At 67.4% G+C, this 15,206-nt stretch carries 13 protein-coding genes; 7 read left to right on the top strand and 6 right to left on the bottom strand.

The features are described 5' to 3' along the window. Positions 1-43: 43 nt before the first annotated feature. Genes ACTJLD_RS17910 through ACTJLD_RS17895 form a run of 4 tightly spaced genes read right to left on the bottom strand, consistent with a single transcriptional unit; the run spans position 44 to position 4,152 of the window. Complete coding sequence (locus ACTJLD_RS17910; protein WP_060083759.1) at positions 44-700, bottom strand: methionine ABC transporter permease; 657 nt, start codon at positions 698-700, stop codon at positions 44-46. Continuing rightward, positions 693-1,871 carry a methionine ABC transporter ATP-binding protein gene (locus tag ACTJLD_RS17905; protein ID WP_060083760.1) on the bottom strand — a complete coding sequence of 393 codons (1,179 nt, stop codon included), beginning with the start codon at positions 1,869-1,871 and terminating at the stop codon, positions 693-695. Before ACTJLD_RS17905 ends, ACTJLD_RS17910 begins: the two co-directional genes overlap by 8 nt. An 18-nt stretch (positions 1,872-1,889) precedes the next feature. Beyond that, entirely contained in the window at positions 1,890-3,308 is a 1,419-nt protein-coding gene (locus ACTJLD_RS17900; protein ID WP_440659381.1) for an LLM class flavin-dependent oxidoreductase, read from the bottom strand. 13 nt (positions 3,309-3,321) lie between these two features. Beyond that, positions 3,322-4,152: a MetQ/NlpA family ABC transporter substrate-binding protein gene (locus tag ACTJLD_RS17895; protein WP_021156388.1), complete on the bottom strand. Its 831-nt coding sequence runs from the start codon at positions 4,150-4,152 to the stop codon at positions 3,322-3,324. Positions 4,153-4,574: 422 nt separating this feature from the next. Here ACTJLD_RS17895 and ACTJLD_RS17890 point away from each other — a divergent pair, with 422 nt between their 5' ends. From ACTJLD_RS17890 to ACTJLD_RS17870, 5 genes are all read left to right on the top strand, one after another. Then, on the top strand, positions 4,575-5,939 hold the full coding sequence (locus ACTJLD_RS17890; protein WP_021156390.1) for a 2-hydroxycarboxylate transporter family protein: 1,365 nt from the start codon (positions 4,575-4,577) through the stop codon (positions 5,937-5,939). Positions 5,940-6,054: 115 nt separating this feature from the next. Further along, positions 6,055-7,938 (top strand): sensor histidine kinase, encoded by a 1,884-nt coding sequence (locus ACTJLD_RS17885; RefSeq protein ID WP_027790481.1) that lies wholly within the window; start codon positions 6,055-6,057, stop codon positions 7,936-7,938. Further along, positions 7,928-9,289 (top strand): sigma-54-dependent transcriptional regulator, encoded by a 1,362-nt coding sequence (locus ACTJLD_RS17880; protein WP_321843368.1) that lies wholly within the window; start codon positions 7,928-7,930, stop codon positions 9,287-9,289. The genes ACTJLD_RS17885 and ACTJLD_RS17880 overlap by 11 nt, the downstream gene beginning before the upstream one ends. Positions 9,290-9,314: 25 nt before the next feature. Then, the gene (locus ACTJLD_RS17875) at positions 9,315-9,644 is read left to right on the top strand and encodes a DUF3579 domain-containing protein (RefSeq protein ID WP_060194183.1); all 330 of its coding nucleotides are present in this window, start codon (positions 9,315-9,317) and stop codon (positions 9,642-9,644) included. Between the two features lie 279 nt (positions 9,645-9,923). Next, a complete protein-coding gene (locus tag ACTJLD_RS17870) occupies positions 9,924-10,775 on the top strand; it encodes an alpha/beta fold hydrolase (RefSeq protein WP_059695382.1) in 852 nt (283 codons plus the stop codon). Between the two features lie 93 nt (positions 10,776-10,868). On the opposite strand, the gene ACTJLD_RS17865 is transcribed toward ACTJLD_RS17870, so the two are convergent. After that, a complete protein-coding gene (locus tag ACTJLD_RS17865; RefSeq protein WP_322037455.1) occupies positions 10,869-11,309 on the bottom strand; it encodes a PACE efflux transporter in 441 nt (146 codons plus the stop codon). A gap of 101 nt (positions 11,310-11,410) precedes the next feature. Here ACTJLD_RS17865 and ACTJLD_RS17860 point away from each other — a divergent pair, with 101 nt between their 5' ends. Beyond that, positions 11,411-12,301, top strand: coding sequence for a LysR family transcriptional regulator (locus tag ACTJLD_RS17860; protein ID WP_272544911.1), 891 nt, complete (start codon positions 11,411-11,413; stop codon positions 12,299-12,301). Positions 12,302-12,456: 155 nt separating this feature from the next. Here ACTJLD_RS17860 and ACTJLD_RS17855 read toward each other — a convergent pair whose 3' ends face one another. Further along, positions 12,457-13,392 (bottom strand): LysR family transcriptional regulator, encoded by a 936-nt coding sequence (locus ACTJLD_RS17855; protein ID WP_226181856.1) that lies wholly within the window; start codon positions 13,390-13,392, stop codon positions 12,457-12,459. 377 nt (positions 13,393-13,769) lie between these two features. On the opposite strand from ACTJLD_RS17855, the gene ACTJLD_RS17850 reads away from it, so the two are divergent. Beyond that, positions 13,770-15,206, top strand: a complete 1,437-nt coding sequence (locus ACTJLD_RS17850; protein WP_059695390.1) for an NAD-dependent succinate-semialdehyde dehydrogenase — start codon at positions 13,770-13,772, stop codon at positions 15,204-15,206.

The raw sequence follows: 15,206 nt of genomic DNA, 5'->3' as shown, positions 1-15,206 counted from the left end.
TCTCAGGGTCTTCAATGAAAAGAGCCGGCGCTTGTGGCGCCGCTCAGGTACGCCGGGTCACGCGTCGGACCAGGCGGTCGCCCGTGATTTGCACGGCCGAAACGAGTGCGATCAGGATCACGATCACGGTCGCCATGACGGTCGTGTCGAAACGCTGATAGCCGTAGCGGATCGCGAGATCGCCGAGCCCGCCCGCGCCGACGGCACCCGCCATCGCGGTCGAGCCGATCAGCGCGACGACGGTGATCGTGAAGCCGCCGAGCATGCCGGGCAGCGCCTCGGGCAGCAGCACGTGCCAGACGATGTGACGGCGCTTCGCGCCCATCGCGAGCGCGGCCTCGATCAGCCCGCGATCGACTTCGCGCAGGCTCACCTCGGCGATCCGCGCGAAAAACGGGATCGCGGCGATCGACAGCGGCACGACGGCCGCCCACACGCCGATCGTCGTGCCGATCAGCACGCGCGTGAACGGCAGCAGCGCGACGAGCAGGATGATGAACGGCGTCGAGCGGAACACGTTGACGAGCGCGCCGAGCACCGCGTTCACGCCGCGCCGCTCGTAGATGCCGCCGGGCGCCGTCGTCACGAGGATCACTGCGAGCGGGACGCCGAGCAGCGCCGCGACCGCGGCCGACGCGGCGACCATCGACAGCGTGTCGCGGATCGCGTCGAGCAGTTCGGGCCACCAGAGGTCAAACATAGCCGAGCACCTCCGCGTGATTCGCGTGGCGGCGCGCGCGTTCGAGCAGCGCCGCCACCGCACCACCGCGGGCCGCCGGCTGGCCGGCGTCGTCCGCGCGCGGCGCCGCCGCGATCACGAGCCGCCCTTGCGCATGCCCCTGGATGCGCTCGATCCCGCCATGCAGGAAACGCACCGAGCCGCCGAGCGCCGCCGCGAGTGCGCCGACATCCGGCTCGCCGCCGCTCTCGCCCGTATAACGGACGTCGAGCACGACCTGCGCACCGTCGGGCAGCGCGGCCTGCTCGGGCAGCGGCTGCACGCGCGCGGCCAGTTCGGCCGGCAGGTCGTGCACGAGCGTGCTGAGCAGCGCGCGCGTCGCGCCGTGGCGCGGATCGCCGAACACGCGCCACACGGGGCCCGTTTCGACGACTTCGCCTTGTTCGATCACCGCGACCGTGTCGCACACCGCGCGGATCACTTCCATCTCGTGCGTGATCAGCACGATCGTCAGCCCGAGGCGACGGTTGATGTCGGCGAGCAGCGCGAGGATCGACTGCGTCGTCTCGGGATCGAGCGCCGAGGTCGCCTCGTCGCACAGCAGGACCTCGGGATCGTGCACGAGCGCGCGGGCAATGCCGACGCGCTGCTTCTGCCCGCCCGACAGGCTGGCCGGATACGCGTCGCGTTTCGCGGCGAGCCCGACGAGTTCGAGCAGCGCCTCGACCTTGCGCACGCGCTCGGCCTTCGGCACGCCGGCGATCTTCAGCGGCAGCGCGACGTTCTCGAACACCGTCTTCGCGGACAGCAGGTTGAAATGCTGGAACACCATGCCGGTGCGACGCCGCAGCGCGACGAGCCCGTCCTCGTCGAGCGCGCCGACGTCGACGCCCTGCACGCGCACGCGGCCCGAACTCGGCCGCTCGAGCCCGTTCACGAGCCGCAGCAGCGTCGACTTCCCCGCGCCGCTGCGGCCGATGATCCCGAACACCTCACCGCGCCGCACGTCGAGCGTCACGTCGCGCAGCGCGGCGGCCTGGCCGCGCGGCGTCGCGAACACCTTGCCGACCTGCTCCAGCGACACGGCTGCGCCACCGGCGGCCGCCGCGGCCGCCGCGTCATGCGGGGCAACGGTGCCGGCACGCGCGGCCGATGCATCGACGAAACCCAGCGTATCGAACAATTGCGTCATCGCTTCGCTCCGTCACGTTCAGGCATGCGCGGGATGCGCGGGTTCGGATGCCGGCACGGCAGCCGGCCGGTGCTGCGCGCCCGTGTGCCACGCGGGCAGGCGCGGGCCCGCGCCGAACAGCTTCTCGCGCAGCGTCGGCGCGGGATCGTAGTCTTCCTTGTAGACGCCGCGGTTCTGCAGCTCGGGCACGACCCAGTCGACGAAATCCTCGAACGACTCGGGCATCACGGTGCGCGTGAGGTTGAAACCGTCGATGCCCGTCTCGTCGATCCACGACTGCAGTTCGTCCGCGACCTGCGACGGCGAGCCGACGATCGGCGCATACCGGCCGCCGAGCGACATCTGTTCGAGCATCCGCCGCACGGTCCACGTGCCGGTCGTGCTCTTGCGCGAGATCGCGTCGACGGCCGACTGGATCGAGTCGGTCTTCACGTACGAGATCGGTTCGTCGAGGCCGTACTTCGCGAAGTCGATGCCGGTCGAGCTCGCGAAATGCGCGAGGCCGGCTTCCGGGCTCGCGTAGCGCCGGTATTCGTCGAACTTCTCGCGCGCGAGAAGTTCGGTCTCGGCCGTCACGACGCTCACGCCGGCAAAGATCCTGATCGACGCCGGATCGCGCCCCTGCCGCGCGGCAGCCGCACGGATGTCGAGCGCCGCCGCACGCGCTGCGGCCTTGCTCTGCCCGTTCACGAACACGCATTCGGCGTGACGGCCCGCGAACTCGACGCCGCGCGCGGACGAACCGGCCTGGTACAGCACCGGCGTGCGCTGCAGCGACGGCTCGCTCAGGTGGATCGCATCGATCGAATAGAACGGCCCGTCGTGCTTCACGCGCCGCACCTTGCCCGGCTGCGCGAACACGCGCGCCTGCGCATCGCGGATCACCGCGTCGTCGTCCCAGCTCTGCTCCCACAGCTTGTAGACGACGTCCATGTAGTCGTCCGCGCGCTCGTAGCGGTCGTCGTGGCCGATCTGCTGCGCGAGGCCCATCCCGCGTGCGGCACTGTCGAGATAACCGGTGACGATGTTCCAGCCCACGCGCCCTTTGGTCAGGTGATCGAGCGTCGACATGCGGCGCGCGAACAGGTAAGGCGGCTCGTAGGTCAGGTTCGCGGTCACGCCGAAGCCGAGATGCCACGTGACCTGCGCCATCGCGGGCACCAGCAGCAGCGGATCGTTGACGGGCACCTGCACCGATTCGCGCAGCGCGGCATCGGGGCCGCCGCCGAACACGTCGTACACGCCGACGATGTCCGCGAGGAAGATCCCGTCGAACTTGCCGCGTTCGAGCGTTTTCGCGAGGTCGGCCCAGTAGTCGAGATCGGTGTAGTGCGCGGAGCGGTCGCGCGGATGCGTCCACAGCCCATGGTTGATGTGCCCGACGCAGTTCATGTTGAACGCGTTGAGCAGGATCTTCTTGCGGTTCGCCGTCGTCATGTGCGTGCCTCCGTCACCACGCGATCGCGTACAGCGAGCCGAACGCGTTGTCGAGCGCACGGCGCACGGCCGGCGACTGCTGGTAGATCGCGATGAACTTGCGGATGCGCGGATCGTTCACGCTGTCCGGCCGCACGACCCACTGGATCGCGAAGATCTTGTTCTCGGTGCCGTCGAACAGCAGCGCGCTGTTCGGGTCGGTCGTGCCGGCGAGCTTGATGAAGCTCGGGTAGCCCTGCGCGAGATCGACGTCGTCGAGCGAACGCGCGAGTTGCGACGCCTCGAGCGGGATGATCTTCAGGTGCTTCGGGTTCGACACGATGTCGTGCGTCGTCGCGCGGTAGTCGGCGCCCGGCTTCAGCTTGATGAGCCCCGCGCGCTGCAGCAGCAGCAACCCGCGCCCGCCGTTCACCGGATCGTTCGCGATCGCGACCTTCGCGCCGTCCTTCAGCTCGCTGAAGCTTTTCACCTTCTTCGAATAGAGGCCGATCTTCATGATCGTGCCGGGCGCGATCGACACGAAGTTGTAGCCGCCCTGCTTGTTCGCGTTCTCGAGGAACGGGATGTGCTGGAAGTAGTTGACGTCGATGTCCTTGTTCGCGAGCGCCGCGTTCGGCGTATTCCAGTCGGTGAATTCGACGATCCGCACGTCGAGCCCCTGCGCCTTCGCCTCCTTGGCGGCAACCTTCAGCGCCTCGATCTGCGGGCTCGTCGAAATGCCGACCTTCAGCGGCGCGGTGTCGGCCCGCGCACCATTGAGCAGCGCGACGCCGAGCAGGGCGGCGGCCAGCAGGCGCGCGACGCGGCCGGCGGAAAGACGGGCGGAAAAAACGGCATGCAGCATGGGAACCACTCTCCTGTCCAAAGACGGTATCGACGGATGAGCGACGCCGCGGCGAACGCGCGGGCGTTCTCCGGACAAGGGTCAAGCACGTCGGAAAAGGATCAGCCGATGATAGAGAGCGGAGCCGGGACGGTCTACGAAGCGATTGTGCGAAGAAAATCGCGCGCGGCGATATGGGCGGCGGCCACGCAGGATCGGCGGCCCGACCGGGCGCCCGGCCGAAATCTCGGCCTGGACGCCGGGCGAATTCCGAAATCTCGGCCAGCCGGCCGGGCCGTCATTTCCGCAGACGAAACAAATCCCTTATGAATCAATGGATTAAAAATATTCCGGCAGGCTGCATTTCTGGCATGGGGGTTGCGTAATAGACGGCACACGATGCCGCGAAGCGATGCAGGCATTCCAACATCAGGAGACACGTCTTGCAGACCTCTATCCATACCCCGTCCCATCCGGAGCCGGTTTCCAACGCCGTCGCCGCCCCGCGCGAGCGCTTCTGGCCGGAAGGCTGGTGGAAGCTGATGGAAATCCGCATCGGCATCATCCCGCTGCCCGTCTATTTCATCCTGCTTGCGCTGATCGTCGGCTTCTCGGTCACCGGCAAGGTGCCCGGCGAGATCTCGATGGCGATCGCGGTGCTCGCGTTCTTCGGCTTCACCTGCGCGGAACTGGGCAAGCGCCTGCCGCTCCTGCGCAACATCGGCGCCGCCGCGATCTTCGCGACCTTCGTACCGTCGGCGCTCACGTACTACCACGTGCTGCCGAAGCCGGTGCTGAACCTGACGGTCGAGTTCACGAAGTCGACCAACTTCCTGTACCTGTTCATCGCGTCGATCATCGTCGGCAGCATCCTGAGCATGGACCGGCGCGTGCTGATCCAGGGCTTCGTGAAGATCTTCATTCCGCTCGCGGCCGGCTCGGTCGCGGCCGCGATCGTCGGCACGGCGGTGGGTACCGCGCTCGGCCTCGGCGCGCGCCACACGCTGCTGTACATCGTCGTGCCGATCATGGCGGGCGGCGTCGGCGAAGGCGCGATTCCGCTGTCGATCGGCTATTCGGAACTGATGCACCTGCCGCAAGGCGAGATGTTCGCGATGGTGCTGCCGCCGGTGATGCTCGGCAGCCTGACCGCGATCATCCTGTCGGGCGCGCTCGACATGCTCGGCAAGCGCTTCCCGCACCTGACCGGCAACGGCCGCCTGCAGGTTGGCGAATCGGGCGACATGACGCCCGAGAACGAGGAAATCCGCGGCCACGTCGACGTCTCGCACATCGCGGGCGCCGGCATCACGGCGATCACGCTGTACCTGGTCGGCCTGATGGCGCACAAGCTGTTCGGCCTGCCCGCGCCGGTCGCGATGCTGTTCCTCGCGGTGCTCGTGAAGCTCGCGCGCGCGGTGTCGCCGCCGCTGCAGGAAGGCGCGTTCGTCGTCTACAAGTTCTTCTCGACTGCCGTCACGTACCCGCTGCTGTTCGCGATCGGCGTCGCGATGACGCCGTGGGACAAGCTGACCGCCGCGTTCACGATCGTCAACGTGGTCACGATCGTGTCGACCGTCGCGACGCTGATGGGCACCGGTTTCGTGGTCGGCCGCCTGATGAAGATGTACCCTATCGACACCGCAATCGTGAACGCCTGCCACAGCGGGCAAGGCGGCACCGGCGACGTCGCGATCCTCACGGCCGCGAACCGGATGCAGCTGATGCCGTTCGCGCAGATCGCGACCCGCATCGGCGGCGCGATCGTCGTCACGGTCACGCTGATCCTGATCGCACACTTCGGATGACGCGCCGCCGCGCGCTCCGTCGCGCAGGCCGCTTCGCACGCGCCGCCGCCGGCCTTGCCGGCGCGCGGCGCGCGTCGTTCGGGGCGTCGCTCCGGGCGGCCGGTTGCGGGCTTCGATGAGGGCGAACGTGCAGAAGAGCTTCAAGGGAATCCCGTGGTGGGGCTGGGCATCGGCCGGCGTGCTGTACGTGTGCGTGGCGGCCGCGGCCGTCGATTTCGCGTGGGAACGCGCGATCGACGCGCTCGAGGAAACCGGCGCGCACCGGCTCGACCTGTATGCATCGAGCCTGAAGAGCGAGCTCGGCCGCTTCGAGATCCTGCCCGGCCTGGTCGCGCGGCAGGACCGCGTGCGCGCGATGCTGAAAGCCGCGCCGCACGATGCCCCCGAGCTCGTGCACACGGTCGACACGTACCTCGAAGCCGTGAACCGCGACGCGGGCAGCGGCGCGGTCGACGTGATCGACCTGCAGGGCGACGTGATCGCCGCCAGCAACTGGAACGAAACGCTCAGCTTCGTCGGCACCAACGTGTCGTACCGGCCGTATTTCAAGGACGCGCTCGCGCGCGGCAGCGGCCGCTTCTTCGGCATCGGCACCAATACCGGCGTGCCGGGCGTCTACTTCGCGAGCGCGGTGCGCGACGACGGCGTGCCGATCGGCGTCGCCGCCGTGAAGATCAGCGTCGACCCGCTCGAATCGGCGTGGCGCGCGCCGGGCGTCGCCGCGATGGTCGTCGACGGCAACGGCGTGGTCGTGATCTCGACCGAACCCGCGTGGAAATTCACCGCGCTGCGCCCGATCACCGCGCAGCAGCAGCGCGACATCCAGGCGTCGCGACAGTACGCGGGCCGCACGGTCGACGCGCTGCCGTACCGCCGCATCGGCGACCGCAGCGCGGCCGCATGGTTCGGCACCTTTCCCGATCCGCGCCACGCCGGCCGCACCACACGCTATCTCGTGATGTCGCGCCCCGCGCCGCAGGCCGGCGATTCGCTGATGGTGCTGCTCGACATCGCGGGGGCGCGGCGCCAGCAGCAGACGGCCTTCGTGTTCGTCACCGGCGCGTTCCTGATCGCCGCGCTGCTGGCCGGTTACGCGATCCAGCGCCGCCGCGCGATCGTCGCGCGGCTGAACGCGCAGGACGCGCTGCGACGCGCGAACGACCGGCTCGAGCTGACCGTCGCGCAGCGCACGGCCGCGCTGACGGCCGCGAACGAACGGATGCAGCGCGAGATCGTCGAGCGCGAGCGCACCGAGCAGCGGCTGCGCGCGTCGCAGCAGGAAGTCGTGCATGCGGGCAAGCTCGCGGTGCTCGGGCAGATGGCCGCCGGTCTCACGCACGAGCTGAACCAGCCGCTCGTCGCGATCCGCACGCTGTGCGACAACGCACGCACGTTCTTCGAGCGCGGCCAGCCGGCGCCGGCGCTCGCCAATCTCGAACGGATCGGCAAGCTCGTCGACAGCATGGCCGTGCTCACCGGCGAGCTGAAGACCTTCGCGCGCAAGCCCGACGTCGAGCGCGTCGCGGTCTCGCTGAACGAGGCCGTCGCACATGCGCGGCTCATCTACGATGCGCGGATCCGCGACGAAGGCGTGCAACTCGACGTGCACATCGCGCCCGGCACCGCCGTGTCGGCCGAATCGAGCCAGTTGCAGCAGGTGATCGTGAACCTGCTCGGCAACGCGCTCGACGCGGTGCGCGACGCGCCCGTGCGCCGCATCGTCATCGAGGCCACCGGGCCGGACGAAGCCGGCCGTGTGCGCGTCACGGTCGCCGACAGCGGCGCGGGCATCGCGCCCGAGGTGCTGCCGCACCTGTTCGAGCCGTTCGTCACGACCAAGCCGCGCGGCCAGGGCCTCGGGCTCGGCCTCGCGATCACGTCGCGCATCGTCGAGGCGTTCGGCGCGAAGATCGCCGCGACGAACCGCGACGAAGGCGGCGCGCAGTTCAGTATCGAATTCGCGGCGGCAACGCTGCAAAGGACAGAGCATGGAAGATGAGATTCGGGTGCTGGTCATCGAGGACGATGAAAACGTCCGGATCGGCGTCGAGCAGGCGGTGGCGCTCGCCGGCTTCGCGGTCGATGCCTTCGCGTCGGCCGCCGACGCGCTTCATCACGTCGCGCCCGGCGCGCCGGTCGTGATCGTGTCGGACGTGCGGATGCCGGGCATCGACGGGCTGCAGCTGCTCGATCGCGTGATGGCCATCGACGCGCAGATCCCGGTCGTGCTGATCAGCGGCCACGCCGATATCTCGACGGCCGTCGGCGCGATGCAGGTCGGCGCGTACGACTTCATCGAGAAGCCGTTCTCGTCGGACGTGATCGCGGGGCGCGTCGCGCGCGCGGTCGAGAAGCGCCGCCTGACGCTCGAGGTGCAGGGCCTGCGTGCGGCGCTGAACAACTGGCAGGGCATCGAGGCGTTCGTGCTCGGCAAGTCGCCTGCGATGGCCGACGTGCGCAAGAAGATCCTGCGCCTCGCCGATACGTCGGTGTCGGTGCTGATCACCGGCGAAACGGGCACCGGCAAGGAACTGATCGCGCGCAGCCTGCACGACTTCGGCGGCCGGCGCGACGCGCATTTCGTCGCGCTGAACTGCGGCGGCCTGCCCGAGCAGGTCTTCGAAAGCGAACTGTTCGGCCACGAGGCCGGCGCGTTCACGGGTGCGATCAAGAAGCGCATCGGCAAGATCGAATGGGCGGACGGCGGCACGCTGTTCCTCGACGAGATCGAGACGATGCCGGTTCCGCTGCAGGTCAAGATGCTGCGCGTGCTTCAGGAGCGCGTGGTCGAGCGGCTCGGCGCGAACGAGCTGATTCCGGTGGACTGCCGCGTGGTCGCCGCGTCGAAGGCCGATCTTGCCGAATTGGCGGCCGACGGCCGCTTCCGCGCCGACCTTTTGTATCGCCTCAACGTCGCGCAGATCGAGCTGCCGCCGCTGCGCGAGCGGCGCGAAGACGTGCCGCTGCTGTTCGAGCATTTCGTGCTCGCGGCCGCACGGCGCTTCGGGCAGCCGGCGCCGGTCGTCACGGCCGCGCAGGTATCCGAACTGATGACGCACGCATGGCCCGGCAACGTGCGCGAGCTGCAGAACGTGGCCGACCGCTTCGTGCTCGGGCTGACCGGCGACAGCCTGCTGTCGTCCGGCGGCACGCCGGCCGCGGGCGGCACGCTCGCGGAGCAGCTCGCGTATTTCGAGCGGATGCTGATCGAGGACATGCTGCAGCGTCACAACGGCAACGTCGCGGAGGCCAGCGAAGCGCTCGGCATGCCGAAGAAGACGCTCTATCACAAGCTGCGCAACCTGCGGATTCCCGCGCGCGGCGACGCGGCGGCCGATGGCGGCGAATGACGCGAACGAGGACACGCACGACAGCATGGATCGCATCGACATCACCGAACACGGCCGCGTCGCCGGCCACCTGATCCGCGGCGTCACGCGCGCGCAGAAAACCTTCCGCCCGAGCGACTGGCCCGAGCGCCTCGCGGGCGTCATCACGCTGTTCGTCGGCGAGCGGCGGCCCGGCTATCCGTGCGCGCTGTCGCGGCTCGCGATGCCGGTGGTCGACGGCGGCGTCAAATGCCTGTTCGTGTCTGACGAATTGCGCACCGTATGCGCGGACGCCTTCGACTTCGCGATGCAGTTCGCGGCCGACAACGACCTCCCCGTCGAGCTTCAGACCGCGCCCGCGCTGGCGGTGCGCTGAAACGCGGGCCGCGTTCGCGGCGCGCGTCCTTCCCGATTCCCCGTTTTCCTGGTTGCGGTGCACGGGTGCGCAGGCCGTCGCACGCGCCTTTCCGGGCCTGTCCGGCTTCACGGACAATCGTTAGACGATTGAAAGCATCGGCACCCATCCCCTTCCGACAAGGGTTTGCGGCCGAGCCATCAAAAAAATTGATCGTCACGATGAAAATTATGCGTTTTCCTTGCAGGTTGCCGTGATGCATAGTTGCGTCGTGTTGACGCACCTTTGAGTCTTTCAGTCATGAACATGCGAATCGAGCCGTCCGTGCTCGCGAACCCCGACCTGCAATTTGCGACGCTTTCGTCAGGCATCAGCCTGCCGTATGTCGAGCGGGGCAGCGGCGCGCCGATGGTGTTCGTGCACGGCTCGCTGTGCGACTACCGCTACTGGGATCCGCAGCTCGCGTCGCTGTCGGCCCACTACCGCTGCATCGCGCCGAGCCTCAGCCATTACTGGCCGGCCGTCGAAGCGGGCATCCAGGACGAGTTCAGCTGGCAGAACCACGTCGACGAGCTCGCCGAGTTCATCGACGCGCTCGATCTCGGCCCCGTGCATCTGGTCGGCCACTCGCGCGGCGGCAGCATCGCGTTCAACGTCGCGCGCCAGCATCCGCAACTCGTCGAATCGCTGACGCTCGCCGATCCGGGCGGCCCGCTGCAACAGCCGGGCGTGCGCGAAGCCGCGCTGCCGGCCGCCGCGATCGCGCTGCGCACGAAGGCCGTGAGCCTGATCGGGCAAGGCGACGTCGAAGCGGGCCTCGAGATGTTCGTCGATTCCGTGAGCCTGCCCGGCGCGTGGAAGAAAAGCACGTCGCGTTTCCGCACGATGGCGATCGACAACGCAAGCACGCTGCCGAAGCAGTTGCGCGACCCGCTGCCCGCGTACTCGCAGCACGCGGCCGGCGACATCGCATGCCGCACGCTGCTGATCGACGGCCAGCGCAGCCCGAAGATGTTCCGCAACAACGTCGATACGCTGACGCAGTGGATCGGCAATGCGCAACGGCAGACCGTCGCCGGCGCATCGCACGGGATGAACGCGGCAAGCCCCGCCGTGTTCAACCGTTACGTGCACGAGTTCGTCGCCGCGTAACGCGAGCGGGCGGCATGCGCGCCGCCCGGCCTTCCCCTCTCTTGCGGAAGCGAAACGGCGCGGGCAATCCGCATCGTTTCGCATCCCCCTGCATCACGCAGCCGATGCCGCCTTGCGCGTCACCGCATCCGGCAACCCGAACACGCTGTCGAACGCCCAGTTGTACGTGAACGTGAAGATCGGGAAGAACACGATCAGCACCGCGTCGTACAGGAACGCCTGCCATAACGACACGTCGAGCCACCACGCGATCAACGGAATCAGGAACGTCACGAGCGCGACCTGAAACCCGATCGCATGCACGACACGTCGCCCGACGGTGCGCGTCGTTTCGGTGCGCCGCCGCTCCCACGCCTCGAACCCAAGGTTGTACAGAAAATTGACGGCGACGCCCGTCGTCGAGATCATCACGCCGAGCAGGCCGCTCGTCGCCGCGCTCGCGCCGCTCAGCATGCCGAGCACCGACGACGCGACGAGGATGCCGAGCACCTCGAACATCACGACGTAGACTATGCGTCTCTTCCATCCTTGCATGACCGACCACCTTCGTTTCGAACAAGGTGGCGAGACTACAGCGGACACTTCGTCCGCAAAAGTCAGGTCCTTTCAATTTTTCTGACAGGAGGCGGCCGACCATGCTGACCAGCGATCACATCGACATGCTGCTGACCGTCATCGACGAAGGCTCGTTCTCGGCGGCCGCGCGTGCGCTCGGCCGCACGCCGTCGGCGATCAGCATGGCGATCGCGAACCTCGAGGCCGAACTCGACCTCGTGCTGTTCGACCGCGGCACACGCGAGCCGACACCGACCGCCGCGATGGCCGCGCTGCTGCCCGACGCGCGCGCGATCGCCGAACGGCTGCATGCGCTGCGTGCGCATGCGCAGCACTTGTCGGAGGGTGTCGAGGACACGCTGCGACTCGGGCTCGCGGCCGAAATCGACGGTGCGCCGATTGCGCGCGCGCTGGCCGCCGTCGCCGCGAAATATCCGGCGCTCGCGGTCAGCGTCGTCACCGCACCGCAGGATGCGATCGTCGACGCGCTGCATCGCGGGGCCGTCGATCTTTGCGTCGCGTACGGCGGGCTCGATCTTCATCCGCAGGAACAGATTCACGCGCTGTGGACCGAGACGCTGATCGCGGTCGCCGCGCCCGGCCATCCGGCGATTGCCGAAGCCGCGCATCCGGAGGCGATCGAGCGCTTGTCGGGGTTTCGGCAGATCGTGATCGCCGATCCGGAGCGGCCGCTCACCGACGTGCGGCCGCTTATCGGCAACCGCACGTGGAAGGTGACCGACATGGCGACCGCGATCGCGCTCGTGAAGGCCGGTCATGGCTGGGCGAACTTGCCGGAATCGATCATCGACCGGTATGTGGCGAACGGCGAACTCGCACCGCTCGTGTTCGCGAACATTCGCAACGGGCTGCCGCTGCCTGTGTATTTGCGGCGGCCGAAACATACGGGGCTCGGCAAGGCCGCCGGGGAACTCTTGCGGGCACTGCGGGCTGAAGACAGTCCGCATTGAGCGGTGCGGCGATGGCGTCGCCACACCGTCCGTCAACGCCGGACGACTTGACCGTTAGTTGCAGTCAATGGACCACCGCCGAGCGCTCGGCGCCGGAAACGCGTTCCCGGTCGGTCATCGCTCGACCTGCCCGACCATGCCGGCCGTGAGGCGGGTCATACGACCGTGATGGCGAGTTCCTCCGCATACGCCTCCAACCGGTCGCCTACCCGCAACTTAAGGACATCGATGAACCGTTTGATCTTCGCGTCGACGAACTGACGGGACGAATACACCGCATAGACGTTGCGCTGGGCGGTGTGGAATTCAGGCAGCACGCGAACGAGCGATCCTTTACGCAAATCGTCGATTGCCGAGAAGGCGGCGATCAGCCCGATCCCCGCGCCCTCGCGCAGTACCGTGGACATCGCATCCATGTCGTTGACGCTGAAGTGCGATCCCGCCGGACGATACACCGCCTCGCCGGCCCTGCTTTGCAGACGCCATTCGTCGGGCGCGTAATCGACCGTGCTCAGGAGCACACATGTGTGGTCGACGAGGTCTTCCACGCACGCGGGAGCCGGACGATGCGCCAGATAATCGGGCGACGCCGCCAGAATGCAATGGCTGACGCCGATCTTCTGGCTCACATACGCCGAGTCCGGCAGCGTGCGCGCAATCACGATCGCCACGTCGAGTTGCTCTTCGAGCAGGTTCGGCATCCGCTGCGACAGCATGAGATCGACCGATACCTCCGGGTATGCGTTCCGATAGGCAAGCACGGCTTGCGAAACGAGTTGACGGCCTAATCCCGGCACCGCATGCACGCGCAACACGCCGCGCGGCTCCAGCAGCGCATCGCGCGCTTCCGCTTCTGCCCGTTCGATGTCCGAGAGGATCGCAACGCTGCGCTCGTAAAAACGTCGCCCCGCATCGGTGACGACGAGCCGTCGCGTCGAGCGCTGCAGCAACCGCGTGTTGAGATTGTCCTCGAGTACCGAGACCGCTCGGGAAATGTTGCCGACCGTCGTATCGAGGTGGTTTGCGACAGCCGTGAAACTGCCCATCTCGACCACCTTCGCAAACACCGACATGGTGTGAACCTTGTCCATTACGCACCCTGGTTTTGAATTGATCGCCGAATCGCTGCGTTTCGGCCCGCGCGAGCCTGTTGATCATAGGGCCCGCGCCTGCTTCGTGCAGTCAGCGCGCAATCCCCTGTCGTTTTCGCGCATCCTTTCAATGCGCTTTCATACTGGTGCGGGATTTTCCCTCCCGAGACAAGATTCATTCTTTCCGGCCCCTCTAAGTTGCCGCCCGCTTCACGCCTAGACTGGGTCCCGAAGTCAGGCAATCAGAACGCGGAAGTATCGAACCCGAGCTCGGCCCGCTACGGCGAATCGTCCAGACACGGCGTGGCGCAGGTTCCCCTGTCCGGCTCGTGGCGAACACACATCGAATCGCAATCCTAACCATAGAGGCTAATACCATGGACATCAGTTACGACGCGCTTCATCTTTTCATCAACGGCGAATGGATCGGTGCGAGCGAACGCGAAACGGCGCCGGTGATCAACCCCGCCACGCAAATCGAGATCGGGCGCGTCCCGCTGGCGACGGCAGCCGATCTGGATCGCGCCCTGCAGGCCACCGCACCGGCTTTTGACGTCTGGCGCAACACCGTGCCTGCCGAACGCGCGCGCATTCTGAAGCGTGCGGCGGAACTGATGCGCGAGCGCGCCGAGCACATCGCTACCGTCATGACGCTCGAGGAAGGCAAACCACTGGCAGAAAGCCGCGACGAAGTCCTGCGTGCCGCCGACTATTTCGAATGGTTCGCCGAAGAGGCTCGCCGTATCGACGGCCGCGTGGTGCCATCCAACCGCCCGGGCGTGCAACAGCTCGTGAAAAAACAGGCGATCGGGCCCGTCGCTGCATTCACGCCATGGAATTTTCCCGCGATCACCCCGGCGCGCAAGCTCTCCGCCGCACTCGCCGCCGGATGCAGCGTCATCATCAAACCCGGCGAGGAAAGCCCCGCAACGGCGCTCGCGCTGGCACGTGCACTGGACGACGCCGGTTTGCCGAAGGGCGTGCTTCAAGTCGTATTCGGCGTGCCCGACCAGGTGTCGAAGCATCTGATCGCTTCCCCGGTCATCCGGAAGGTGACGTTCACGGGCTCGGTACCGATCGGCCGCCTGCTGTCGGCGCGTGCCGCCGAAGGCGTCAAACCCATCACGCTGGAGCTGGGCGGCCACGGGCCCGTCCTCGTATTCAACGACGCGGATGTCGAGAAGGCCGCGGTCGACGGTGCGGCGAACCGCTTTCGCGGTACGGGCCAGGTCTGCATCTCGTCGACGCGCTTCCTGATCCAGCGCGAAGTCTACGACGCGTTCGTCGGGCACTTCGTGCGCGCCACCCAGGCCCTCAAGGTCGGGAATGGCATGGATGCCGGCACGCAGGTCGGGCCGCTGGCCAATCCGCGCCAGCTTGCCAAGATGGAAGAACTCATCGCCGATGCGGTGGAACGTGGCGCAAGGGTCCTCGCCGGCGGAAAGCGCATCGAGGGCGAAGGATATTTCTTCGAACCCACGGTCCTCGCCGACGTACCGAAGGACGCGCGCGTGATGCATGAAGAACCGTTCGGCCCGATCGCGGTGCTGATGCGCTTCGATGCTCTCGCCGACGGGCTCGCCGAAGCGAACCGGTTGCCGTACGGGCTCTCCGCCTATGCGTTCACGCGCAGCGCGCGCACGGCCATTGATGTCGCGGACGGTCTCGAAGCCGGGATGATCGGCATCAACCAGTACCGCATCGTGTCGACCGAACTGCCGTTCGGCGGCATGAAGGAAAGCGGCCACGGCTCGGAAGGCGGCACCGAGGGCATCGAGTACTACCTCACGCACAAGTTCATCAGCCAGGCTTAA

The sequence above is a fragment of the Burkholderia sp. 22088 genome, from assembly GCF_052045915.1.
In the GTDB taxonomy this organism is placed as follows: Bacteria; Pseudomonadota; Gammaproteobacteria; order Burkholderiales; family Burkholderiaceae; genus Burkholderia; species Burkholderia cepacia.
Note: the sequence above shows the minus strand (reverse complement) of the source record. Positions and strands in the feature narration are given on the sequence as shown.

Excerpts from the sequence above, each read along its gene's own strand:
- ACTJLD_RS17910 (WP_060083759.1), bottom strand. The coding sequence starts at position 700 with ATGTTTGACCTCTGGTGGCCCGAACTGCTCGACGCGATCCGCGACACG.
- ACTJLD_RS17905 (WP_060083760.1), bottom strand. The coding sequence starts at position 1,871 with ATGACGCAATTGTTCGATACGCTGGGTTTCGTCGATGCATCGGCCGCG.
- ACTJLD_RS17900 (WP_440659381.1), bottom strand. The coding sequence starts at position 3,308 with ATGACGACGGCGAACCGCAAGAAGATCCTGCTCAACGCGTTCAACATG.
- ACTJLD_RS17895 (WP_021156388.1), bottom strand. The coding sequence starts at position 4,152 with ATGCTGCATGCCGTTTTTTCCGCCCGTCTTTCCGCCGGCCGCGTCGCG.
- ACTJLD_RS17885 (WP_027790481.1), top strand. The coding sequence starts at position 6,055 with ATGAGGGCGAACGTGCAGAAGAGCTTCAAGGGAATCCCGTGGTGGGGC.
- ACTJLD_RS17880 (WP_321843368.1), top strand. The coding sequence starts at position 7,928 with ATGGAAGATGAGATTCGGGTGCTGGTCATCGAGGACGATGAAAACGTC.
- ACTJLD_RS17875 (WP_060194183.1), top strand. The coding sequence starts at position 9,315 with ATGGATCGCATCGACATCACCGAACACGGCCGCGTCGCCGGCCACCTG.
- ACTJLD_RS17870 (WP_059695382.1), top strand. The coding sequence starts at position 9,924 with ATGAACATGCGAATCGAGCCGTCCGTGCTCGCGAACCCCGACCTGCAA.
- ACTJLD_RS17865 (WP_322037455.1), bottom strand. The coding sequence starts at position 11,309 with ATGCAAGGATGGAAGAGACGCATAGTCTACGTCGTGATGTTCGAGGTG.
- ACTJLD_RS17860 (WP_272544911.1), top strand. The coding sequence starts at position 11,411 with ATGCTGACCAGCGATCACATCGACATGCTGCTGACCGTCATCGACGAA.
- ACTJLD_RS17855 (WP_226181856.1), bottom strand. The coding sequence starts at position 13,392 with ATGGACAAGGTTCACACCATGTCGGTGTTTGCGAAGGTGGTCGAGATG.
- ACTJLD_RS17850 (WP_059695390.1), top strand. The coding sequence starts at position 13,770 with ATGGACATCAGTTACGACGCGCTTCATCTTTTCATCAACGGCGAATGG.